The sequence below is a fragment of the Candidatus Williamhamiltonella endosymbiont of Tuberolachnus salignus genome (genome assembly GCF_964019775.1).
Taxonomy (GTDB): Bacteria; Pseudomonadota; Gammaproteobacteria; order Enterobacterales; family Enterobacteriaceae; genus Hamiltonella; species Hamiltonella defendens.
Genome location: NZ_OZ026471.1, coordinates 208,574 through 234,662, shown reverse-complemented (window position 1 = coordinate 234,662; position 26,089 = coordinate 208,574). Strand labels below are relative to the sequence as shown.

The 26,089-nt window shown below is 46.4% G+C and carries 3 protein-coding genes and 1 tRNA gene; 2 read left to right on the top strand and 2 right to left on the bottom strand.

Annotated elements, in window-relative coordinates:
- Positions 1–14 precede the first annotated feature (14 nt).
- A tRNA-Ala gene (locus AACL23_RS01080) sits at positions 15–90 on the bottom strand.
- Positions 91–408: 318 nt separating this feature from the next.
- Here AACL23_RS01080 and AACL23_RS01075 point away from each other — a divergent pair.
- Both AACL23_RS01075 and radA read left to right on the top strand, forming a co-directional pair.
- The gene (locus tag AACL23_RS01075) at positions 409–2,334 is read left to right on the top strand and encodes a hypothetical protein (RefSeq protein WP_339049575.1); all 1,926 of its coding nucleotides are present in this window, start codon (positions 409–411) and stop codon (positions 2,332–2,334) included.
- Between the two features lie 172 nt (positions 2,335–2,506).
- Positions 2,507–3,889 (top strand): DNA repair protein RadA, encoded by a 1,383-nt coding sequence (gene radA, locus AACL23_RS01070; RefSeq protein WP_339049573.1) that lies wholly within the window; start codon positions 2,507–2,509, stop codon positions 3,887–3,889.
- Between the two features lie 74 nt (positions 3,890–3,963).
- Here radA and AACL23_RS01065 read toward each other — a convergent pair whose 3' ends face one another.
- On the bottom strand, positions 3,964–25,422 hold the full coding sequence (locus tag AACL23_RS01065) for a pertactin-like passenger domain-containing protein (protein WP_339049571.1): 21,459 nt from the start codon (positions 25,420–25,422) through the stop codon (positions 3,964–3,966).
- Positions 25,423–26,089: the final 667 nt, after the last annotated feature.

The window sequence follows — 26,089 nt, the reverse complement described above, 5'->3', positions numbered from 1 at the left end:
TCATTCAATAGAATTGGTGGAGCTAAGCGGGATCGAACCGCTGACCTCTTGCATGCCATGCAAGCGCTCTACCAGCTGAGCTATAGCCCCAAGCGTGTCATTTTTTGGAGGCGGAGATAGTATGAAACTGATGAAACAGTGTCAACGCCCAATAGGGCTTTTTTATATACAATCCAAAACATTTGATCTCAATCACCATTTTAAACATTCAAAAAAGGGGCATATATCCAATAAGCTGATTGTTGTGAGACCAGAGTTTTTGAATCAATGAGATTATATTTTGTTTTTTTCCTTATTTTATCATTTTATAACCATAAAATTTTTTTTCAGTGATCATTTATAATATAAAGAATATAAAAATATTTTTAGTATAAACAAATTATTTTAAAAATTAATAAAGAGGTTACTATGGGAATAGATTCAGCGAATACACTTAGCAGAAATGATTTGTTTAACAACTCATTATCAGAAAAACAAGATGCTAAAAACTCTACTCTAAGTCCACTCACAGTAAGTAATAGGACAGTTAGTGCCTCTAAACTTCCTTATCCTTCAAAGAATAATCCATTTCCTGAAAACGATGGCGATCAAATAATCAATCAATCTACTTCAACAAACCCATTCGGTGATGATGAAGACGATTCTGAAACTGATTCATCCTCAGAAACTCATGTTGATCGGCCGAATTTTACTATTGCCTCTGAATCTCCTTATCCTTCAGGGAATAATCCATTTTCTGAAAACGATGGCGATAATCATCAAATAATCACTCAATCAACAAACCCATTCGGTGATGATGAAGACGATTCTGAAACTCATTCATCCTCAGAAACTCATGTTGATCTGCCTGCTTCTACTAATGAAGCTGCATCTGATATGAGACCCAATACTGAAAATATTAATGTAATTAATCCTTTTAAAAAAATAGCGGGTGAATTTTTAGAACATATAAATGATTCTTATCTAAATAATAAAGATATCGAAAAACATTTTAAAAAATTAGAAGAAAGATTAAGTGATTTTATTCAACCCTTAAATAATGAAAATAAATTTGAATGGATTCCAGATAAAGAGCCTAAAACAAAAAAAGAGTTTGATGATATTATCAAAACAATAAATGATACTTCTAACAAAAGCGGCCAATTATATAAGATTGCAAAAATTTTTGAAAATAGAATAAATGATAAAGATAATATTTCTGGCTCAACTGATGTACTTGAGTCATCTAATCATGATAAAAAAAGTGAAGTTAATCAAAAAAACAAACAATATTTGGAGATACTTAATCATTATATTAATGGTTCATCTATTGGTAATAAATTAACGATAGCCCGATTTCAAAGGAACGAGACGACACGTTTAAAAAAAATTCAACAAAGATTATCCGCTGAAATTGTTAGAATAGAGAATAAAAAAGCTCAATGGGTGAATCCGCCTGACACATCACAAGAATTTGATGATCTTATGACACAAACCTTGGAAGCTTTTAAAGAAGGGTCGTCGTTACGTAAGAATTTAAGGAAATGCTTTCCAGAAGAAACAAATAAAATAATAGCTAAAATAGAAGTAAAAAAGATTAACAGTAAAGTTGAAAAACTTTCAGAAAAAAATAAAAAAATTTTAGAACAAAAAATGAATATGTATCAAAATGAACTTAATAACGCTAAAAATTTTAAAGACCTTGAGAAGTTATCAATGAAATTAAATAAAAATCAAGAAAAACTTCTTGAAGAATTTAAAAAAGATATGAAGAAATTGAATATTTCAGAGGATACGCTAAACGAAATTGAAAACATTTTTAATTCAGAAATAAAAAATAAAATAGATGAGCTAAATTCAGAAAAAGCTATAAAAGCAATTGTAAGAAATAAAACAGATATCATTTATTTTCCAAAAAACAGATTCGGTATTAAAATTCACGCCAAATCAATGAGCCCTGATAAAATCACTGAGTATGGAGTGATAATCAAGAAGAGAGTGGATAAGATAACCGCTCGTAAGATACCAGAAAAATGGGAGAAAATAGCAATACAGGAGGTCAAAAAAATAGCTTCGGATAAATTAAATGAAATAGAGAAGTTTCATCTCCCAAAAACGTTCACGCGCCGCCTTTTAGGATTAATGACATCGATCCCTACGGTTGCAGGATCAGTGGCCGGAATCAGTGCAGCTGTTTTACTTTTTTATACAACTACAGTTGGAATCGTACCCGCTCTAATTGTAGGAGGCGCTCTTTTACTAGGAGGTCTGTTAATCGGTCTACGTAATATGTTACAAAATCGTAAAGTGCCAGAAGCCATTCTAAGAGTTCGGGAAGATTTAGAAAAAATATGAAATTGACTTATCTCAGACATTGTCCTAGGCAAACTAAAGTTCACCGCTATTGGCTTCGTTTGCTTCATGTAAAAATTTGAATTTAATCTGACATTTCGATTTTTTTATCTCAACGTATAGGAGTGTCAGGAATAAACCAAACCGCAAAATCATCAAAGGATAAAAATAAAAAGTGGCTAAAGGGATAAAACGGGCGTTTGTATGTCATGAATGCGGGGGAGATTACCCTCGTTGGCAAGGACAATGCAGTGAATGCCATGCCTGGAATACGATCACAGAGACCCGTCTATCAAACCCTGCTGCTCATGACCGCTTTATTGGCGGCTATGCGGGTGAGATGCGCCAAAACCGAATTCAAAAATTATCTGAAATCAGCTTACAAAAATTACCTCGCTTTTCGACCGGTTTTCTCGAATTTGATCGAGTATTAGGCGGCGGCGTGGTTCCAGGGAGCGCCATTCTAATCGGAGGAAGCCCCGGGGCAGGTAAAAGCACTTTGTTATTGCAAACGTTATCTCAACTGGCGGAAGAGATGAAGACGCTTTACATCACGGGCGAAGAATCACTGCAGCAGGTTGCCATGAGATCTCATCGTCTTGGTCTGCCCATGAACCATCTTGATATTCTTTCGGAAACCGGGATTGAACAAATCTGTTTATTGGCTCAGCAACAAAAACCAAAGCTCATGGTGATTGATTCGATTCAGGTGATGCATATGTCAGACATTCAATCCTCACCAGGCAGCGTGGCACAAGTCCGTGAAAGTGCCGCTTATTTAACCCGTTTTGCGAAAACACAAGGGGTCTGCGTGATCATGGTAGGGCATGTCACTAAAGACGGTTCTCTGGCAGGCCCTAAAGTGTTAGAGCATTGTATTGATTGCTCGATTATGCTGGATGGGGATACCGACACTCGTTTTCGAATTTTGCGTAATCATAAAAATCGTTTTGGGGCAGTCAACGAGCTGGGATTTTTTGCCATGACGGAGCAAGGTTTACGTGAAGTCAGCAACCCATCGGCGCTTTTTTTGAGCCGTACCGATGAAATCACCTCTGGCAGTTCAGTCGTTGTGGTCAGAGAAGGCACTCGCCCTTTACTGGTAGAAATTCAAGCTTTGGTAGATCGCTCTATGATGCCGAATCCAAGAAGGGTTACTGTAGGGTTAGAGCATAATAGGCTGTCTATGTTATTGGCGGTATTGCATCGTCATGGGGGGTTACAAATGTCGGATCAAGACGTTTTTGTGAACGTGGTGGGGGGTGTAAAAATCACGGAAACCAGCGCTGATTTGGCACTATTGCTCTCTTTGGTGTCAAGCTTGAGAAATCATCCATTACCTCAGGATCTGGTGATTTTTGGAGAAGTCGGTTTGGCGGGTGAAATCCGCCCTGTGCCCAATGGCCAGGAGCGCATTGCTGAGGCGGCCAAACACGGGTTCAAGCGAGCGATTGTCCCTCATAATAATCTGCCTAAAAAATCAATACCGAACATAGAAGTCTCGGGTGTCAAAAAACTCTCAGATGCCTTAACGGTATTTACTCTGGATGAATCGTAAAATCCTTATATCTATGTCTAAACGACTTAATCATGATTCATTGAGGTTCGTTGTCGACATTTTCATTGTGAGGATTAAAATTTTAAATTCATCCCTAGTGAGGCATTCCAGGGGGATTCAACATGCTTCCCTTTTTTATATCCCGCTGTCGCACTGATATTCCATGTCTGGCTTATATTTGCGGATAAACCCAAAGAATACACCCCTGTGATGCCACTTAAGTCGTTGTCAAAAGAATCACGCTGATTAATCCGAACCCGGTTGTTTTTAATGAACTCCCGCTCAGCGCCCACATCTACCCAAGGGGTCACTGAAACATCTTTGATTCTCGTTTGATAGAGGGCCCTTAAACCGACTTTGCCAAGCACTGAACGCTGGGCGAAAATATCTCCCTTCATTCCGTTTGAAAGTGAGAGGCTCGAACGGGTTGTTCTTAATCCACTCAAACTGAGGTATGGGGTGAATATCATCTCTCCTGCGACCATATCTTTCCCTCCTCGAATACTTGCTCCCAACGCCAAGGTGCTGAAATCCCCGAATGCATCCCCTCCACCGGTCATTTTTCCACGAATTTCCTGCGAGAACCGGTTTGCTTTCAGAATGCCATCGAGCCAGAAACCTGAGTCATGATAATAAGCCGCATACGTGCCCGCCGACCAGGAACTCACGTTTCCACCGCCAATCGCTTTACCCCTGAAATTGAGCTTGTCGTCACTATGAGTGAAGAAGACCCCCCGTGTGGTGTAACCCCTCCCAAGTCGGATTGTACAGTCTGCGCCTACTGATAGCCCATTTAATCTTAACCAGTAACCATCTCCGGCTTTTTGACTGATGTTATGGCGTTCATTCATGACTTTGACCCATACAGTATCCTCGGTTTTTGCCTGACGTGTTTCTGACATTCTTTCCTGAATCTGCGCCATCTCACTGTGATAAATCAACGGGCCCACTGTAGACATCGATAAAACCGCCGCTGTTGAAGGGGTGATTGAGGGAATATCAGGCGCCCAATTTGTGCGAGATACATTTGTTGGCGGAGAAAGTAACCGATTAGGGGCGACTTTTTTCTCCCCTTCTTTTTCAACAGACGACATCACAGGCGCTTCTGGTTTGAGCTCAGGCGCTTTCGGAGCCAACTGCCTTGTCTGGGTTTCATCAGTGACCGCGGGCGCTACCGTCTCGCCAGAGACCGGGGTTAAGACAGTCTCTTTTTCTTCAGGAACAGACGACATCACAGGCACTGCTGGTTTGAGCTCTGTTGCTTTAGGAGACCCGATACCCGGTTGAACGGGATACTCAGTCTCCTGCGGCAACAGAGTGTCACCCGATATCGGCCTTGAGGCCGCTACGGTTTCCGTCGCTGAGGGAATTACAGAGGCTTTTGGCGGCGACTTTGACTCCGGCTGCGGTTTTTCGGAAGGTTGAGTTTGATGAGACACCAATGACCAGCCTCGTTTGTGGTCATCGGGCACCAGATGATACTGGTACGTTCCTAAGTCTACCACCTGGCCTTGATTAGCGAGGGTGAACTCAGCCTCACCGCCGCCCGTTTGGATGATTTTCAGGCTATCTTCTGGTTCGGGGCTTTGACCACTATCGGTCACCATGACGCCAAAATGGCCATTCGCTTCTCCTCTGACGTGCAGAAAATCGCCTCTGTGTCGTGCTATGTCGGTATTCATCCAGAACGTGCCACCTTCCCCACTCAAAGTATCTAAATAAAGTGTTGAATAATCAATTGCTTTGATTTGATTGGAGCTCATGTCGTTGTGAGGTTTAAAGGCTATCTTCCCTCCATGAATCAGTTCTTTTAAAACGGAATTTCCAGTTAATGTCCAGAGACTGTCAGCGTCAACCGACAGGTTGGTGGCATCGACCTCCCCAATTAACTCGCTTCTCTTTAACCTTACCTGAGCTTTGCTGCCTTTGGCGGTAAAAATACGACCAGGCAGTGTTGTTTCATTGACCACTAAATTGACATGACCAGGATGACCAGAATCGGAATTCAGGACATTTAGGGCGTATCCACTGCCGGGAGAAGATATGGCCACGTTGTTGAGAACAACGTCCAGTGCAGCGCCTTTAGACAACATCAGGTCTCCACTGGCTTCCAGGAACCCCCTTGTGATTTCAGCCTTACTCTTTTGTTTGGGATCGTCTGAGTCTACATAAAGAATCGCTGAATTTTCCCCGAGGGTGGTGATACGCGAATCAGTGACGTTTAACGTGCCTTTTTTTGACAGCCTCGCCGCGTGAGACAATACTCCAAGAGTTGTCATCGTGCTGTCTTTCATATTGATTGTTGCTCCTTTTTCAACTACGACACCTAAGCTATTTTGACCATTGAGCTCCATATTGATGTGATTGCCCGTGATATTTGTCTTGTCTCCAGAGGCCAAAAGACCGAGAGAAAGGCTGTCTTTTGCAATAATTTTGCTGTTATTGAGATTGACCATTGAATCGCTTAAAGCCATGATCCCTGAGCTCTCTTGTTCATTAAGCTCGATATTGATCTGATTGCCCGTCAGATTTGCACCTTGGTTAACTTCGATACCTTTGCCTTGTTGGCGATTGAGCGTTATTTTTAAATGATTGCTCGTCAAATTTGTGTCTTTTCCGGAGGCCACCAGACCGACAAAAGAATCCCCGTCACTGATCAGGGTGCTGCCGTCTATCATGACGCTTGCCCCGCTTTGAGCGGAGACCCCTTTCCCGTTTTGACCCTGCACCTCTATTGACAAGCGATTCGCCTCCAGCTTTGTCTCATTTCCACGGGCCCAAAGACCGAGAAAATCCTTACCCGTGCCGGTCATTTTGCTGTCATTTAAAATCGCATGGGCATTATCAGTAGCCAACACCCCGCGGCCTTTTTCACCCTTTGACTCTATCGTCAGCTTCTTGCCCTTCAGATTCGATTTATCGGCCCAAAGACTATGAAAATTCTCGCCTGTACTGGTAATGGTGCTGTCCTCAATTATCCCTTCTGCCCCGTTGACAACTTGAAGACCTCTACCATATTGACCGTTTGCTATTATCGTCGTTTGATTGACAATCAGCTTTGACTGGTCTTCGGTGGCCAAAAGACCATAAAAATTCTTTCCGTTACCTGTGATAGTGCTACCCTGCTGAATATCGACCTTGGCCCCTTTTTCAACTTTGACCGCTTCGCTGTCTTGAGCATCGACTTGTATATTCAGCTGATTGCCTGTGAGATGAGTCTGATCTCCCGAAGCCAACAGACCAAGCGAATGGCTCTCTTGAGCATTAATCGTACTGTTATTGAGACTGACCGTGGCTTCGCTCAAAGCGATGACACCGGTACTGTCTTTAGCCTTTGCCTCTATATTCAGGTGATTGGCCGTTAGATTGGCCCCTTCTTTAACTTCGATACCTTTGCCTTTTTGAGCATGAAGGTTGATTTTCAATTTCTCGCTGGTCAGATGGGTGTTCTTTTCCAAGGCCGAAAGACCGACAAAAGCCTCCCCAGTGCTGGTCATGGTGCTGTCGTTTATGATGACATTTGCCTCGCTTTGAGCTAAGACCCCTTTTCCGTTGTGACCCGCTACCTCTAGCGTCAGGTGATTCGCTTCCAGATTGGTTTGATTTCCATAGGCCCAAAGACCGAGAAAGTCGTTACCGGTGCCGCTAATTTTGCTGTCATTGAGAATCGTCACATCGGCATGATTTCGGGCGACAACCCCTCTGCCTTTGTGACCTTCTTTGACGTCTATGGTCACCTTATTGCCGGTCAGCTTGGCGTTATCGGCCAAAAGGCCATCAAAATTTTCCCCCGTACTGTTGATGGTGCTCTCTTCGATATCCGCTGTGGCACCGTTTTCAGCTTTAACCCCTTTGCTGTCTTGGCCGTTGGCTTTTATCGTCGTGTTATTCAGCATCAGCTTTGATTTGTCATCTGAGGCTGAAAGACCGACAAATGCCTCCTCATCGCTGCTGAGAGTGCTGTCTTGAATATTGACATGTGCCCCGCTCAAAGCCATAACCCCTTCGCCATTTTTACCCTTGGCCTCTATCTTCAGTTTATTGACTGTCACATTAGTACGCTCTCCGTGCGCGAAAATACCTTGAAAATTCTCGCCCTCGCCAACCATCCTGCTGTCGTTGATATTGACCTTGGACGCTTGTATAGCCCTGAGCCCTTTGCCTTTTTTACCCTTGACGCCTATCTCCACGTTTTTCCCTTCCAGATCGGTATATTGGGCTACCAGACCAAAAATCCCATCCCCTGTCCCGGTTATCTCACTGTCCTCGATGTTGACCTTTTGTGCCGCGATGCTGGCAACCCCGGTTCCGTTTTGAGCATTGATTTTTATTTTCAGGTGATTTCCCACCACATTTGTCTTCTCCCCCCCGGCCCAAAGGCCGTAAGCATCCTCTCCGTTGCCCGTCATGGTGCTGTGGTCGATATTGACCCTGGCCCCTTCGTCCACCTTGACGCCTTGAGTACCGTCACGATGCGTTGTGATGTCAATTTTATTCGCCGTCACCTGTGTGCCTGTCCCAGAGGCATGCAACGCATGAGAACCGCTGCCACTGGGGGTCAATGTCACCCGTTTGTCCTCAGCCCCTTTCAAAGTAACCGTCGACGCCTCACTCACTTTCACCGCACTGTTTGAATCCCGACTGCTCGATATCGTTACAGCGCCTGTATTTTCGACCGTCGTCTTGTTTTTGACTTCTATTCCATCAGAATAAAGACTGTTTTCGCTCAACATATGGCTTTTGCCGTCATCAAACAGGTTCTTTTGCAAGGCGATGGCACCTTCAGCCACTTTCTCTCCTGTGGGTGATACTGACGACGATTCAGGGTGTGCATCTGGCTGAGTTTCGCCCGCCCCTGTTTCGCTGGCAGACGCGGTCACCACAGAAGGGGTTGGGGTGAGTTCCTCTCCCTTGTGAGTCGGTGGCTTTATTTGGGATCGATGAGACACCAATGACCAGCCTCGCGCTCTGTCATCCAACACGCGATGGCGGTCATCCGGCACCTGGTTGTTGTCATCGGGCACCAGATGATACTGGTACGTCCCGACGTCCACCACCCCACCCTGATTAGCCAGGGTAAATCTGGCATCACCGCCTCCTGTCTGAATGATTTGCAGGCTGTCTTCTGCGGTCGGGCTTTTGCCGCTGTCCGCTACCATGACCCCAAAAGCCCCCTGCGCCTTTCCTGTGACGTTCAGAAAGTCCCCTTGGTGGCCCGCAATATCCGTATTCATCCAAAACATCCCTGTTCCACTCAGACTCTCCAGAGACAAGGTTTGATAACCCGGTGTCCCCGTTGCATTGACGCTTGGTGATTGAAATTGAACCTTCCCTTCATTTTTGAGATCCTTCAACACTGAAGGCCCCGTTGACAACCACTTACTGCCAGAATCAACGGACAGATTTGTTGCGTTTGCCCAGCCCACTAACGTACTTTTGTTTAACGTCACATTGGCTTTACTGCCAGGGGCTGCAAAAACATTACCCATCAGATTTGTCTGATTGGCGACCAAATTAACATCCCCTTGATTTATAACATTAAGAACATCTGCAGTTTCACGAGAAAAAACGGAGACATTGTTCAGCACAACGTCCATTATCCCGCCTTCAGACACAATGAGATTTCCACTGGCTTCTAGCGATCCTCTTGTTATTTCAGCCACACTTTTCCGTTTCGTATTGTCTGCATCTTCGTCTGGATCTTCTTTATAAAGCGTATAGAGAATCGCTGAATTTTTTTCGTGGGTTGTCAAGGTGCTGTCATTCATGCTCAAGTGTGCACCGTCCTGAACGGTAATACCTTTGCTATTTTGACCATTTGCCTTGACTGTCAGTTTATTGCCCGTGAAATTGGCTTTCTCTTGATAGGCCCCAATACCGATAAAGTTTTCGCCTGTACCGGTGATACTGCTGTCATTAAGACCGACCTGGGCATTGACCGCGGTGACCGCTCTACCATTTTTCGCATCATTTATATCTATCATCAAGTGATGGCCTGTTAAATGTGTCTTTTCTCCGAAAGCCAAAAGACCGAGAAAGCCTTCCCCTGTCCCTGTGACGGTGCTGTCGTGAATATCTGCCTTTGCACCATTGTGTGCTTTGATTCCTCTGCTATTTTTACCGTTTGACTGTATCTTCAGGTTATTCCCCTCCAGATTTGTCTTCTCTTGATAGGCCTCAAGACCGGAAAAATAATCTCCTGTACCGATAATGGTCGTGCCCCGGAGATTGGCCATCGCCTCTTTGTAAATCTTGATCGCTGCACCGTTTTGACCATTCACGTTGATCGTCATGTTATTGCTTTTTAGATTTGTCTCATCTTGGTAGGCCTCAATACCAAGGAAATCATCCCCTATACCGTTAATGGTCGTGTCGTTAACATTGACTTCTGCACCGCTGTTTGCTTTGACGCCTATGCCGTCCTGCCCTTTTATCTCCATCTTCAGTCTATTATTTGTCGTCAAATTTGTGTTTTTCCCTGAAGCCACAAGACCAAGGAAAGCGTCTCCTGTGCCGTTAATGTTACTCTCCCGGAGACTGACCTGCGCACCACTGTCTGCTTTGACCCCTGTGCCATTTTTACCCTTCGATTCTATCGTCAGGTTATTACCCTCCAGATTGGTCTTCTCTTGGTAGGCTGCAAGACCCAAAAAGCGATCCCCTTGACTGTTAATGCGACCGCCGTGGATCTTTACCTCTCCACCGTTGTAAACTTTAACGCCCCTGCTGTTTTGGCCATTGACATTGATATTCAGGTGATTGCCCTCCAAACTTGTGTGGTCTTCGTGGGCTAAAACACCGGAAAAATCATCCGCTGTGCCGGTAATGTCACTGTCATTCATGATGATCTTTGCACCGTTGGCCGTTTTGGCCCCTATGCCGCTTTCACCCTGGATCTTGATATCGAGTTTATTCGCCGTCAGCTTGGCATTTTCCCCGCGGGCTTCCAGACCGTAAAAATTCTCTTTTTCAGCAATAATTTTGCTCTCCTCGATCACGACGTCTGTATTCGTGAGCGCTGTCACACCCCGGCCGTTTTTACCCTTGGCGTTTATCGTGATATTTTTACCCTTTAACTGTGACTGATTTTGAGCCAAAAGACCGACAAAATCCTCTTCTGTGCCGTTAATGGTGCTGTCATTGATAATCACCACACCTGTGTTTTTAGCGGCCACACCTGTGCCTTTTGTGCCCGCGACATTTATCGTCAGTGTATTGCCCTCGACATGCGCATTGTCTTCTTCTGCACGAAGAACAGAAAAATTCTCCCCTTTTCCGGTGAGGGTGCTGTGCTTGATGTCTATTTTCCCAGCGCTTTTTGCCAAAGCCCCAGCGCCTATTTTATTATTGGTATCGTTACCGACATCGACCTCCATCTCCATTTTATTGGCCATCAGATAGCTGCCATGTCCACTGGCATACAGACCTTGAAAATTGAGCCCTTTGCTGTTAAGGCGGCTCTCTTCAATAATGGCCTTGGCACCGCCGATCACGCTGACACCGATGCCGTTGATCCCATTGACGTTCATGGTCAATTTATTGCCCTTAAGGGTGGTATTCTCTCCAAAGGCCGTCATACCGTTATTCAAAATAGAGTTTTCCTTTTCGACGTTAATGGAGCTGTCCTCTATAATGACCTCTGCCCCTCTTTCAACGACGACACCTTCACCGTGATTGCCAGTGAGTGTGATCGCGAGATTATTTCCCTTGAGATTTGACTTTTCTCCCGAAGCCAAAAGACCTTTATTAAAACTCTCCCCTTCTCCGGTAATGATGCCGTTATTAATAATGGCCGTGGCACCGCCATGCACTTTGATCCCTTCAGAACGCTGACCCTCTGTGATGATGACCATTTTATCTGCCGTGATCGTTGTGCCAGTGCCTGAGGCAAGCAACCCAGGAGAATGACTTCCAGTTGTTCTCACTGTGATCAATTTATCCTCATTCCCCTTTAGCGTAACAATAGCCGCCTCACTCGCTTTAACCGCACTTTTTGCATTTTGATGGCTGGATATTGACAGAGTGCCCTGATTCTCCAGACTCTGCACTGTGGTGCGGTTTTTGATTTCTATTCCTTTTTCATAAACCCCGTTTTCGGCCAAAGTATGGCTTTCACCGTCATCAAACAGATTTTTGTCTTCTGTTTTTTCTGTTGTTTTTTCTTTTGAAGAAACCGGACCACTTTGATCAATATTGTATGCTGTTGGCGATATGAACACAGATTCTGGCATCGGCAGTAAAGGTTGGCTCACCTCCGGCGTCATCGGTGCCACTGCTACTGGTGTTCCGGTAGCCCCTGTTTCGATAGAAGACAAAGTCACCGCCGGGCCCTGATGAGGTTCTGGCACCGTCGGAACCTGAGCATATGAACCTGATAAAGAAGGTGGCTCAATCATCCCGTGTGGTACTGTCTCGCCAGATGCCTCTGTGACTACCGCAACTTCAGGGGGTGTTGACGGAGTGACAGGAGTTTTTGGATTGAGTTCTGACTCCGGTTTTGGTTTTGTGGAGGGTTGAGGTTGATGAGACACCAGCGACCAGCCGCGCTCTCTGTCATCCAACACGCGATTTCTGTCATCCGGCACGCCAATGCGGTCATCGGGTACCAGATAATACTGGTACGTCCCGACGTCCACCACGCCACCCTCATTGGCCAGGGTGAATCTTGCATCACCGCCTCCCGTCTGAATGATTTTCAGGCTGTCTTCTGCTGTCGGGCTGTTGCCGCTGTCCGCTACCATGACCCCAAAATAGCCCTGCGCCTTTCCTGTCACGTTCAGAAAATCCCCCTGGTGCCCGGCGATGTCGGTATTCATCCAGAACATCCCGGTTCCACTCAGATTCTCCAGAGACAAACTTTTATAACCCGGTATGCCTATCGAATTTAAGCTCGTCGCGCTGGGCGATTGAAATTGAATCTTCCCTTCATGATGGAGGTCTTTCAACATAGATGGCCCCGTGACCAACCACGTACTGGCAGGGTCAATCGACACATGGGTCGCATTATTAGCCCAACCGATCAACTCACTCCTGTTTAACGTCACGTTAGCCTTACTGCCTTCAGCAGCAGAAATATTCCCCCGAAGGGTTTGTTTTTTCTCTAGCCCTCCCCTTGGCTCTTTGATGTCATTGAGCACCAAATTGACCTCTCCAGAATGACCCGAATCCGAATTCAGCACATTCAGGAGGTACCCACTGCCCGGAGAAGAGACAGACACCTTGTTGAGAACCACATCCATGGTTCCCCCTTGAGATAAAATGAGGTCCCCACTCGCTTCTAGAGACCCTCCTGTCATTTCAGCCACGCTCTTTTGTTCGCTATTGCCTTGGGCAACATAAAAAGTCGCGGAATTTTTTCCAAGGGTTTTGATAGCAGAATCACTGACGCTTAAGCGGCCTTTTTGGATCAGCTGTATCGCCGGAGAGGAGGCACCCCGGGTTATGATCTGGCTGCCGTTCTTGATATCGACCTTAGCCCCGTTTTCAATGTTGACGCCTCTGGAATTTTCGCGATGTAACTCTATCTTGGTGTTATTGGCCGTCAGATTCGCATTCTCTCCCCTAGAGCGAAGACCGTCAAAATTTTCCCAATTGCCGATAATGCTGCTGTTCTCAACAGTCACTTTGGCCCCGTTTTCAGCGATGACCCCTTGGCTGTCTTCAGCATTTGCCTGTATCGACATTTGATTCACTTCCAGATTTGTCTTCTGGTCAGCGGCCAAAAGACCGATAAAATCCTTTCCTGTCCCGATAATGGTGCCGTTCTCAATATCTATGGATGCACCGTTGGCTGCGGCAACCCCTGTGCCTTTTGGAGCATTTTGTACTTCTATGTTGAGATTTTTGCCGATCAAATGGGTCTTCTCGTGGGCGGCCGAAAGCCCAACAAAAGCGTTGCCGTGACCGATAATGCTGCTGTTTTCGATAATGCCCGCTCCACCTTGGAGCGCTTTGACACCGGTGCTATTGTGGCCATTTATCTCTATTTCCAGATCATTGGCCCTCAGATTGGTCTTGTCTCCCTCGGTGATAAGACCATCAGAATTATCGTCGTTGGCGGTAACGCTGCTCTCTACGATATGTACCATCCCCCCGTTAACAGCTTTGATACCTGTGGCGTTTTGAGCATTGAGCTCTATCTCTACGTTATTCGCCATCAAATGTGTCTTCTCTCCTTCGGCCCAAACACCGTAAGCATTTTCCCCGTTCTCGGTAATGTTACTGTCATTTATAATGACCCTGGCATCGTTAACAATTTTGACTCCTTCAGAATTTTCACCCTGTGTTGTGATGTCAATTTTATTGGCGATGATCTCTGTATCTGTATCAGTGGCCAGCAACCCTGGGGAGTCTGCCCCAATTGTTGTCAGTGTCAGCAATTTATCGTCATTCCCTTTCAGAGTGACAATGGATCCCTCACTCACTTTGACCGCAGGATGGTTTTTATGGCTGGTGCTGATTGAGAGATCACCTGTATTTCCGACAGTACTTTGGCCCTTGATTTCTATCCCCTGATGGTAACTTTTCTTTTTAAAAGTATGATTTTTTTGACCTTGAATCGTTATTGTTGAAAGCGTCGTTGTTGAAAAAATCGGCTCACTTTCAGTCACCGTGTTGACTGTTGGCAATGGCGACGGAGAATGAACATCGAAGGATGCATTAGGCTTTAATGCTGACTGAGCGACGAGGTTTTTTTGCAATGGATGAGCCTCTACTGAGCTATCTGCTTCTCCACTTACTATAGGAGTCACAGGGGTTCCTGGCGTGAACTCTGACCCCTTCGAAACCACGATGCTGTTAGGTTGCTGCTCAGTCTTCGGCACCACAGTTGCGCCAGGCATGCGTCTTGAGGTGACCACTGTTTCGGTCACAGGCGCATTAACCGGGGCTTGTCGATCGGATCCTGACCCAGACGTCACCATTTCGCTAGATTCTGGTATTTCGGTTCCAACTTTAGAAGATATTGAGGGAGTAACCCGGGTTTTTGAATTAAGTTCTGACTCCGGCTGTGGTTTTACGGAGAGTTGAGGTTGATGAGACACCAGTGACCAGCCTCGCTCTCTGTCATCCAACACGCGATTAGTGTCATCCGGCACCTGACTGCGGTCATCGGGCACCAGGTAATATTGATAAGTCCCGACATCCACCACGCCACCCCGATTAGCCAGAGTGAATTTTGCATCACCGCCTCCCGTCTGAATGAGTTTAAGGCTGTCTTCTGCGGTCGGGCTGTTGCCACTGTCAGACACCATGACCCCAAAATTCCCCTTCGCCTTTCCTGTGACGTACAGAAAATCACCTTTATGCCCCGCTATGTCCGTATTCATCCAGAACATGCCTTTTCCACTTTCACTACCCAGACTCTCCAAAAACAAGGTGGTATAAACCGGTGTTTGCATTGAACTTGAGCTCGTGGCGATGGGCGCTTGAAATTGAATCTTCCCTTCATGATTCAGGTGTTTCAATATGGAAGGTCCCGTGATCAACCACTTACTGGCAGGGTCAATCGACAGGTTGGTCGCGGTCGCCCAGCCTATTAACTCACTCTTGTTTAACGTCACATTGGCTTTGCTGCCCTCGGCGGCAAAAATATTGCCTCGTAGTGTTTTTTCTGGGTCCTTTATTTGATTGAGCGCCGACAAATTGACCTCTCCAGAATGACGGACCTTAAGGAGGTATCCAGTGCCGGGAGAAGAGATGGACACATTGTTGAGAACCACATCCATTTTTCCGCCTTTAGAGGCGATGAGGTCCCCTCTGGCGTCTAGCGACCCGCCTGTGATTTCAGTAAAACTCTTATTTCCTTCGTTTTCTGGGGTAAACCCATAAAGAATCGCTGAATCTGTCCCGGTGGTTTTGATATCAGAATCAGTGATTTTTAATGTGCTTTTTTCAGATAGCAGCGCCGCGTGAGACGATCCTCCGTGGGTTGTTATTTTGCTGCCGTTGTTTATCTTGACCGTTGCCCCTCTGTAAGCGATGACACCTGCGCTGTCTTGAGCATTGACCTCGATATTCATGTTATTGCCTGACAGCTGTGACTTCTCTCCGGAAGCCAAAAGACCGACAGAATACTGCCCGTCACCGCTAATGGTGCTGTTGTTGATAGTGGCCGAGGCACCGCTTAAAGCGAGCACACCTATGGTGTCTTGAGCATTGATATTGATGTTATTGCCCGTCAGATTTGATTTCTCTTGAGAGACAAAGAAACTTCTCAAGGATTCTCCTTCGTTCGTAATGCTGCTGTCATCTATAGTGACGCTTGCTCCTTTTTGAGCTTTGACACCGATGGCATCTTCACCCTTTAAGACTATAGTCAGGTTATTGCCGGTCAGATTTGATTTTTTATCAGAGGCAAAAAGACCTCTAAACGCATTCCCTTCGCCGGTAATGCTGCTGTCGTCTACAGTGACGTTTGCCCCATGTTTAGCTGAGACACCTCTGCCTTCTTGACCCTTGACGTTTATATTCAGATTTTTGCCATTGAGAATAGTCTTATCTCCCACAGCCGAAAGGCCGTAAGCATTTTCGCCTGTGGTGACAATAGTGCTGAGACCGATACTGACCTTCGCACCGGCTTCAGATTTGACCCCTTCAGAGTTTTTACCCTTTGTGGTGAGATCAATGGCATTTGCCGTGATCTCGGTACCTGTATCAGAGGCATATAATCCAGGAGAGTGTGCTCCACCTGTTGCCACTGTGATCAATTTATCCGGGGCTCCTTTCAGAGTGACAGTAGACCCCTCAATCACTTTGACCGCAGGAGTGTTTTCACTACTACTGGTGACGGATAAAGCGCCTTGATGATGAACGGTCGTTCTGTTTTTAACTTCTATACCTTTATTGTAAACCCCGTTTTCGGTCAAAGTATGACTTTCAGCGTCATCAAAAATCCTTTTTATTGTTGAAAAAACAGCACCACTTTGTGTCACCGAGTTGACTGTGGGCGGTGGTGACGGAGAATCAACACCGAATGGTTCATCAGGGTTTGATGCCGACTGAGCGACGAGATTTGTTTGCGGATTGGTGACGGCCGAGGAGGTATCGGGTTTTTCGATCACTGACACCGTTGATGGAGTCATCGCGATAGCTGGTTGGGATTCTGACACCTTCAAAGCGATGATGCCGGATTGAGGTCGCTGCTGATTTTCCTGCGGCAATATAGTTCCACCAGATAGGGGCCTTGAGGCCAAGACTGTCTCGGTTACAGACTCATTAACAGAGGATTGTCGGTGGGATTCCAATCCTGGTTGCGGTTTTTCAGCGGGTTGAGGTTGATGAGACACCAGCGACCAGCCGCGCTGTCTGTCATCTAATACCCGATTTCTGTCATCCGGCACCTGCTGGCTGTCATCGGGTACCAGATAATACTGGTACGTCCCGACGTCCACCACGCCACCCTCATTGGCCAGGGTGAATCTTGCATAACCGCCTCCCGTCTGAATGATTTTCAGGCTGTCTTCTGCTGTCGGGCTGTTGCCGCTGTCCGCTACCATGACCCCAAAATAGCCCTGCGCCTTTCCTGTCACGTTCAGAAAATCCCCCTGGTGCCCGGCGATGTCGGTATTCATCCAGAACATCCCGGTTCCACTCAGATTCTCCAGAGACAAACTTTTATAACCCGGTATGCCTATCGAATTTAAGCTCGTCGCGCTGGGCGATTGAAATTGAATCTTCCCTTCATGATGGAGGTCTTTCAACATAGATGGCCCCGTGACCAACCACGTACTGGCAGGGTCAATCGACACATGGGTCGCATTATTAGCCCAACCGATCAACTCACTCCTGTTTAACGTCACGTTAGCCTTACTGCCTTCAGCAGCAGAAATATTCCCCCGAAGGGTTTGTTTTTTCTCTAGCCCTACCCCTGGCTCTTTGATGTCATTGAGCACTAAATTGACCTCTCCAGTCTGACCCGAGTTAGAATTGAGCACATTCAGAAGATAGCCACTCCCAGGAGAAGAGACAGACACCTGGTTGAGAACCACATCCATGGTTCCCCCTTGAGATAAAATGAGGTCCCCACTCGCTTCTAGCGACCCTCCTGTCATTTCAGCCACACTCTTTTGTTCGCTATTCCCTGGGGCAACATAAAAAGTCGCGGAATTTTTTCCAAGAGTTTTGATAGCAGAATCACTGACGTTTAACCGGCCTTTTTGGGTCAGCTGTATCGCGGGAGAGAAGGCGCCCTCCGTGGTAATCACGCTGCGATTCTGAATATTAACCTGTGCATCTTTGTCAACTTCCACTGTTTTGCTGTTTTTACCCTTCGCGTTCATGGTCAGGTTATTGACTGTCAAAATTGCATGCTCTCCGTAAGCCGAAAGACCGAAAAAATCCGGCCCTGTGCCAATAATTTTGCTGTCATTGAGAATCACATGAGCATTATTTCGAGCCGTAACCCCCCTGCCTCTTTGACCTTCTTTGAGATCTAAAGTGAGATTATTGCCTTCCAGATGAGTCTTATCTCCCGAGGCCCAGAGACCGTAAAAATTATCCCCTGTGCTGGTCATCATGCTGTCTTTAACAGTGACCTCTGCACCATTAACCGCTTTAAGACCTCTGCTGTTTTGACCGTTAGCCGTTATCGTTGTGTTATTGACCGTCAGCTTTGACTGGTCGTCGGAGGCCACAAAACCGACAAAAGCATCCGCATCACCGGTCATCCTGCTGTCCTTAAGACTGACCTGTGCGCCACCAGCAGCGCTAACACCCCCGCCATTTTTGCCCTTGATGTCTATGGTCAGGTTATTTGCTTCAAAATTGGTCTGATTTCCATAGGCCCAAAGACCGAGAAAATCCTTGCCGGTGCCGGTGCCGGTGCCGGTGCCGGTAATTTTGCTGTCATTGCTCAGCGTCACATGGGCATGATCTCGAGCAATAACGCCTCTGCCTTTTTGACCTTCTTTGACCTCTATAGTCACTTTTTTGCCGGTCAGCCTGGCTTTATCTGCCCAAAAACCGTAAGAATTATCCCCAGTGTTCGTAATGGTGCTGTCCTCAATCATCCCTTCTGCCCCAGCGAGAACTTGAAAACCTCTGCTGTTTTGACCGTTTGCTGTTATCGTCGTCTTGCTGACCTCGAGTTTTGACTGATCTGCCGAGGCCAGAAGAGCGTAAAAATTCTTTCCGTGACCGGTGATAGTGCTGTCTTTGACATCGACTTTGGCCCCCTTTTCAGCTTTGATTCCTTTGCTGTCCTCACCGGTTGTGGTTATCTTCGTCTTATTGACCCTCAGCTTTGATTGATCTGCCGAGGCCAGAAGACCGTAAAAATTCTTTCCGTGACCGGTGATGGTGCTTTCCTGGATATCAACCTCTGCCCCCTTTTCAACTTTGACGCCTTTGCTGTCTTGGCCGTTTGTTGTTATCGTCGTCTTGTTAACGCTCAGCTTTGACTGGCCTTCCGAGGCCACAAGACCGACAAAATTCGCCCCGTCGCTGCTGATCGTGCTGCCTTGAATATTGACTTTCGAATCAAGCGTGGTCACTCCTTTGCTATTTTTACCCTTGACCTTTATCTCCAGGTTCTTGCCTTCCAGATCGGTATGTTCTGCCACGAGACCCAAAAAATCGTCCCTTGTGCCCGTGATCGCGCTGTCCTCGATATTGACCTTTTGCGCTTTTCTGCCGGCAACCCCGATTCCTTCTTCACCATGGATGTTTATTTTCAGGTGATTCCCCAGCAAATTTGTGTTTTCCCCTTCAGCCAAGAGACCGTAAGCATTCTCTCCGTTGCCCGTGATCGTGCTGTTTTGAATATTGACCGTGGCCCCTTCGTCCGTTTTGATACCTTGAGAACGGTCATCATTTGTGGTGATACCGATTTTATTGGCAGTGACCTGGGTGCCTTTACCTGAGGCATGTACCCCATGAGACTCGGTGCCACGGGTGGTCAATGTCGTCGATTTGTTTTCAGCCCCTTTCAGGGTGACCGTCGACCCCTCACTGACTTTAACCGCACTTTTTGAATCGCGACTGCTAGATACTAACAGCACGCGTTGATTATTCTCGAGATTCTCGACTGTCGTGCTGTTTTTGACTTCTATCCCCTTAAGGTAAAGACTATCGCGCAATATATGGCTTTTGCCGTCATCAAACAGGGTTTTTTGTGCAGAGGCAATGGCCCCTTCAGTCACTTTGTCTACTGTGGGTGGTAACGGTGGAGGCGCTGACGTCGACGCAGGGGGAGCGTCTGGCTGGAGTGGCTGAGTCATCCCCTCCGTCACAATTTTATCCGCCCCTGTTTCGCTAGAAGACGCAGTCACAGGCGTCGGTAGATTGAGTTCTGTTCCCTTCGTTGCTGTCTTTATTTGGGATTGATGAGACACCAGAGACCAGCCTCGCTTTCTGTCATCCAACACGCGCTGGCTGTCGTCCGGCAAGCTATTGCTGTCATCTGCGACCAGATAATATTGGTACGTGCCGACATCGACCACCCCACCTTCATTGGCCAGGGTAAATTTCGCATCACCGCCTCCCGTCTGAATGATTTTGAGGCTATCGTCTGCTGTCGGGCTTTGACCACTGTCAGTGACTTTTACCCCAAAATCGCCCTCCGCCTTTCCTGTGACGTTAAGAAAATCCCCTCGGTGCCCCGCGATGTCCGTATTCATCCAGAACATCCCGTTTCCACTGAGACTCGCCAGAGACAAGGTTTTATAAACCGGTGTGCCCATGGGATGTGAACTCGTGGCACTGGGTGCTTGAAATTCAATCTTGCCTTCATTTTTGAGCTGTTTCACTGTAGAAGGCCCTGTGATCGACCACTGACTCGTAGGGTCTATCGACATATGGGTCGCTTTGGCCCACCCGATTAAATGGCTGTTGTTTAACGTCACATCGGCTTTGCTGCCTTCGGCGGCAAAAATATTTCCCCGCAGTGTTTTTGTGGGATCTTTTTCTTCTATTGGATTGAACACCGACAAATTGACCTCTCCGGGATAACCTGAATCCGAATTCAGCACATTCAGGAGATAGCCGCTGCCTGGAGGAGAGACTGACACATCGTTAAGCAGCACATCCATGGTGCCGCCTTGAGACAAAATCAGGTCCCCCCTCGCTTCTAATGACCCCCCTGTCATTTCAGCCAGGCTCTTTTGTTGGCTCTTCCCTGGAGCCGCATAAAAAATCGCGGAATTTTCCCCGGTGGTTTTGATATGAGAATCACTGATGTGTAATCTACCTTTTTGAGCCAGCTGCATGGCCGGAGAAGAGTCACCCTGAGTGGTAATCACACTGCGGTTCTTGATATTGACCCTTGCATCTTTATCCACTTCAACAGCCTTGCTGTTTTTGCCTTTCGCCTCCATCGTTAGATTATTGACTGTCAGGGTTGAATTTTCTCCGTAAGCCGAAAGACCGAGGAAATGCTCTCCTTCACTGCTCATGGTGCTGTTATCGACAATCACGTTTGCCCCATTTTGAACATCAACCGCGATTGCATTTTTATTTTTCAGCGTGAAGTTGATTTTATTGCCCATCAAATGGGTATTCTCTTGATAAGCCGCAAGACCCAAAAATTTTTCCCCTTCGCTGGTGATACTGCTGTCCTCAATACTGACCCGTGCACCGCTGGTCGCGGTGACCCCTTTGCCATTTTTAGCCTGTGACTCTATGGTTGTCTTATTCACCTCCAGCTGAGTATTGTCCTGGTGAGCCGAAAGACCGGTAAAATTCTCTTCTGTGCCAATAATGCTGCTGCCCTCAATAGAGATTTTTGCGTCTTTGTAAACGTTGACCCCTTTGCCGTCTGCACCCGTTACCTTGATATTCAGGTTTTTGCCCTCGAAATTTATGTCGTGGTAGGCCAAAACACCCGAAAAATCCCCCCCTGTGCCGGTAATGTCACTGTCATTGATCATCATCTTTGCACCACTGGCAATTTTAAGCCCGGTGCCACTTTTACCGTTTGACTCTATCGTCAGTTTATTTCCCTTCAGATTTGTCTTTTCTCCCTCCGATGAAAGACCCAAAAAGTCGCTCCCTGCGCCGATAATGGTGCTCTTCCGAATGTCTACCTGTGCTCCGCTGAACGCAGAAACTCCTTTGCCATTTGCCCGATTTAAATTTATCGTCAGATTCTTGCCCTCCAGATTTGTGTTCTCTTGGTGTGCTACAAGACCGACAAAATTCTCTCCTTTGCCGGTGATCTTGCTGTCATTAATAACGACCTTTGCCTCGTTTTGGGCTAAAACACCGGTTCCGCCTTCAGCATTGACCTGGATCTCTACGTTATTGCCCGTCAGATTGGTTTTATCTCCTTCGGCCAAAATACCCAAAAAATCGTTGCCTGTACCGGTAATGGTACTGCGCTTAATGTCAATTTCTGCCCCATCGACCGCTTTAAGCCCTCTACTATTTTGATTGCTTATTTCTATCTCGACTTTATCGCCCGTCAGTTTTGTATTATTCCCCTCAGCTAACAGGCCCACAAAATCTTCCGCTTCTCCTTCGCCGGTAATTTTACTCTCCTCAATAACGACCTGTGCCTGATCGGAGGCTTGAACCCCTCTGCCGTTTTTATCCTTGACCTTGATGGTCGTTTTATTGGCCTTCAGATGGCTTTTATCTCCCTCGGCCAACAGACCCACAAAATTCTCTGCGTCGCCACTAATGGTATCCTCCTCGACAGTGACCTGCGCCCCGTTTGAAACTTGAACCCCCCTGCCGTTTTTATCCTTAACCTTTATGGTTGTTTTGTTGGACTTGAGATTCGTTTTCTCTTTTTCGGCGAAAAGACCGACAAAATTTTCACCTTCGCCGGTAATACTACTACCGTCTTTGATCGTGATCTGTGCCCCTTTGCCAGCGCTCACTCCTCTGCCATTTTTACCCTTTGACTCTATGTGGATGTTAGAACCCGTCAAATTTGTTTTGTCTTGATAAGCTGACAAACCTGAAAAATTGTCTTCTTGACCGTTAATATGGCTGCCCGTCATATCGACCGTAGCGCCTCTGTACGCTTTGACCCCGGTGGCGTTTTTATCATTTAACGTGATCGTAATATTTTTGCCTTCCAAATGAGTTTTCTCTCCATGCGCCCAGATACCAGAGAAATGCTCACCCGTGCCGGTGACGGTACTGTCCTGGAGATTGACCTGTGCGCCTCTGGAAGCCTTAATCCCTCTGCCGTCTTTACCATTTGACTCTACCGTCAGGTTATTGCCCCGCAAATTTGCGTCTCCTTCGCTCAAAAGACCGGAAAAACCATCCCCTTTGCCGCTTATTTTGCTGCCGGTAACAATGACCGTTGCCCCATCTTCAGATTTGAGACCTTCAGAATCTCCCCCATTTGTGGTGACATGAATTTTATCTGCCGTCATTTCTGTGCCTGTACCCGAGGCAACCAAACCAGGAGAGGTGTTTCCACTGGTTGTCACTGTAACGAGTTTATCTTGAGCACCCTTCAAAATCAGCGTGGCTCCGTCACTCACTGTTACCGCAGGGCTGTTTTGATTGCGGGTGCTCACCGATAGAGCGCCTTTATTCTCGACTGCATTTTGACCTGTGACTTCTATCCCTTCATTGTAAATTTCTTTTTCTAAAGTCTGTTTTTCTTTATGCTCAATCGCTTCTGTCAAAGCTTCTGCCACTGGAACTGGTTTCTCATCGAGGCTGTGTGGTTCAGGTTGTGGAGTCATCTCTCGTGTCAAAATTTCGCCGGATACTGGCGTACCTGTCGCGATCTCAGAGGCGGTTAACGTATTAGCGTTAACAAACAATGTTGAATTTGAATTGGGTTCTAATGATGATGAAGCAGGATGGGGAATATTAGGTTGGAGTTGTTCAGTGTTGACTGCTGCTGTTGGTGATAGTGTAGAACTGACGGGGGTTTGTGGATTGGGTTCTGATTCCGGTTGCGATTTTGGGGAGGGTTGAGGTTGATGAGATACCAGTGACCAGCTTCGCTGTCTGTCATCTAGCACCCGCTCCCTCTCATCCGGCACCTGATTGCGGTCATCGGGGATCAGATAATACTGGTACGTCCCCACATCAACCAACCCTCCTTCATTCGCCAGGGTGAATTTCGCATCACCGCCTCCCGTCTGAATGATTTTCAGGCTATCTTCTGGTTGGGGGCTTTTACCGCTGTCATTCACCCTCACTCCAAAATCGCCTTTGGCTTTTCCTGTGACGTCAATAAAATCCCCTTGGTGCCCCGCGATGTCGGTATTCATCCAGAACATCCCTGTTCCACTGAGACTCCCCAGAGACAAGGTGGTATAACCCGATGTGCCCGTTGCGCCAGGCGATTGAAATTCAACCTTCCCTTCATTTTTAAGGTGTTTCAACGTAGAAGGCCCGGTCACCGACCACGTACTGTCAGGGTCAACGGACAGATGGGTCGCGTTGGCCCAGCCGATTAACCCACTCTTGTTTAACGTCACGTTAGCCTTGTTTCCAGGGGCTGCAAAAATATTGCCCCGCAGTGTTTTTGCTTTTTTTGGCGCTTTTTCTTGATTGATCACCAAATTGACCTCTCCGGGATAAGCCACATCCGAATTCAAGACCTTAAGAAGGTATCCACTTCCGGGAGAATGCGTGAACACATTGTTAAGAAAAACGTCGGTGACCCCGCCGTCAGATAAAATAAGGTCTCCACTGGCTTCTAGAGAGCCCCCTGTGATTTCAACCCTATTTTTCCTTTTTTTGTTATTTTTGGGGGGAGGATCGATATAAAGAATCGCTGAATCGACTCCCGTGGTTTTCAGATGAGAATCGCTGATGTTTAACGTGGCTTTATCGAACAACATCGCGGCATGAGAAAATGCCCCATGGGTTCTAATCACGCTGTTGTTCTGGATATTGACCGTTGCCTCTCTGTAAGCTCTGACTCCGTGACCCTCTTGACCCTTGACCTCTACCGTTAGATTATTGCCCTCCACATTGGTATTTTTGTCAGAAGCCAAGATACCGTTCACATCCTCCCCTTCGCCGCGGATGACGCTGCCATTGATCATGACCGAGGCACCGCTTTGAGCGCTGACCCCTCTGGCCTCTTTACCCTTGACTTTGATTTTGAGATAATTGCCGATGAGATTTGACTGCTTTCCTGTGGCCCAAACACCTTTACTAAAACCCTCGCCTTCGCTGGTGATTTTACTCTCATTGATGATGATACCGGCATCGTATTCCGCTTTAACCCCGCCAGAACCTTCGCCTTTTGTGTTGATATCCATTTTATTGGCCGTGATCTCTGTGCCTGACCCAGAGGCAAGCAACCCAGAAGATTTTTTTTCACTTGTGGTCACGTTAATCCATTTATTGTCAGCCCCTTTCAAAGTCAAGGTTGACCCTTCATTCACTTTGATTGCAGGCGTTTTTTTACTGCTGGTGCTGACGGATAAAGCGCCCTGATTTTCGACTGTACTTTGGCCTTTGATGTCTATCCCTTCATTGTAAGTTTCCTTATCTAAAATATAATTTTTTTTATTTTCGATAGTCTCTATTGAAAAAACGGGTTCAGTTTGCATCAAAAAGGCAAGAGCAAAACGCCTAATGATTTGTTTTGCTATTTTTTGATATTGCATGGCTTTTAACTCCGTTTTATTGCTCGTTGTTTCCGCTCCGTATTCCGTATGTAGAGCAATGGGAGGGTGGCGAGCCTAAGATTTATTAAGGGATGACCACTTCATCAGATTGCGTGACGTTCTAGGTATGAGCTGAATTCCGGTTCAAACTGTCTGTAATAAACCAACCTCTGAATCGGTCGTCTTCGTCTTTTGATATTTGGGGTCTATTACTCGACTAGATTGTTCAAGTGCTTGAGGGCCATTTCCTCTGACGGAAAACTGCAGGCGTTAAGAATTTTTAAGATAATGAAATAAAAATTAAGAGATGTGTATGGAGGGAACCTCCGTTTTTGAAAAAATCACAAAAAAAATGCATAAGCCGCTTTATGATGATTAAACTTAAAATTAATCACAGTTCATGAGATTTAAAGAGGGTAGGTAGTTCAAAATCGGTGTTTTAGCTAGATCAAAGACTGGGTACAAAAAAAGGAGGGGACCTCCTAATGAGAAACGCATTAGCGCCCACGTTTTGGTTGGGAGAGATGGAATGGAATATAAAAGCAATAAGGAATATAGAAGGAATAGAAAAAGGTAAATAAAAAGAGCATATTGCCAGGGCCCGATTTTTTCGCCTGCCCTACCTACACTAGGAGATCATCGCTTTCAGTGATTTTAAAAAGCCAAA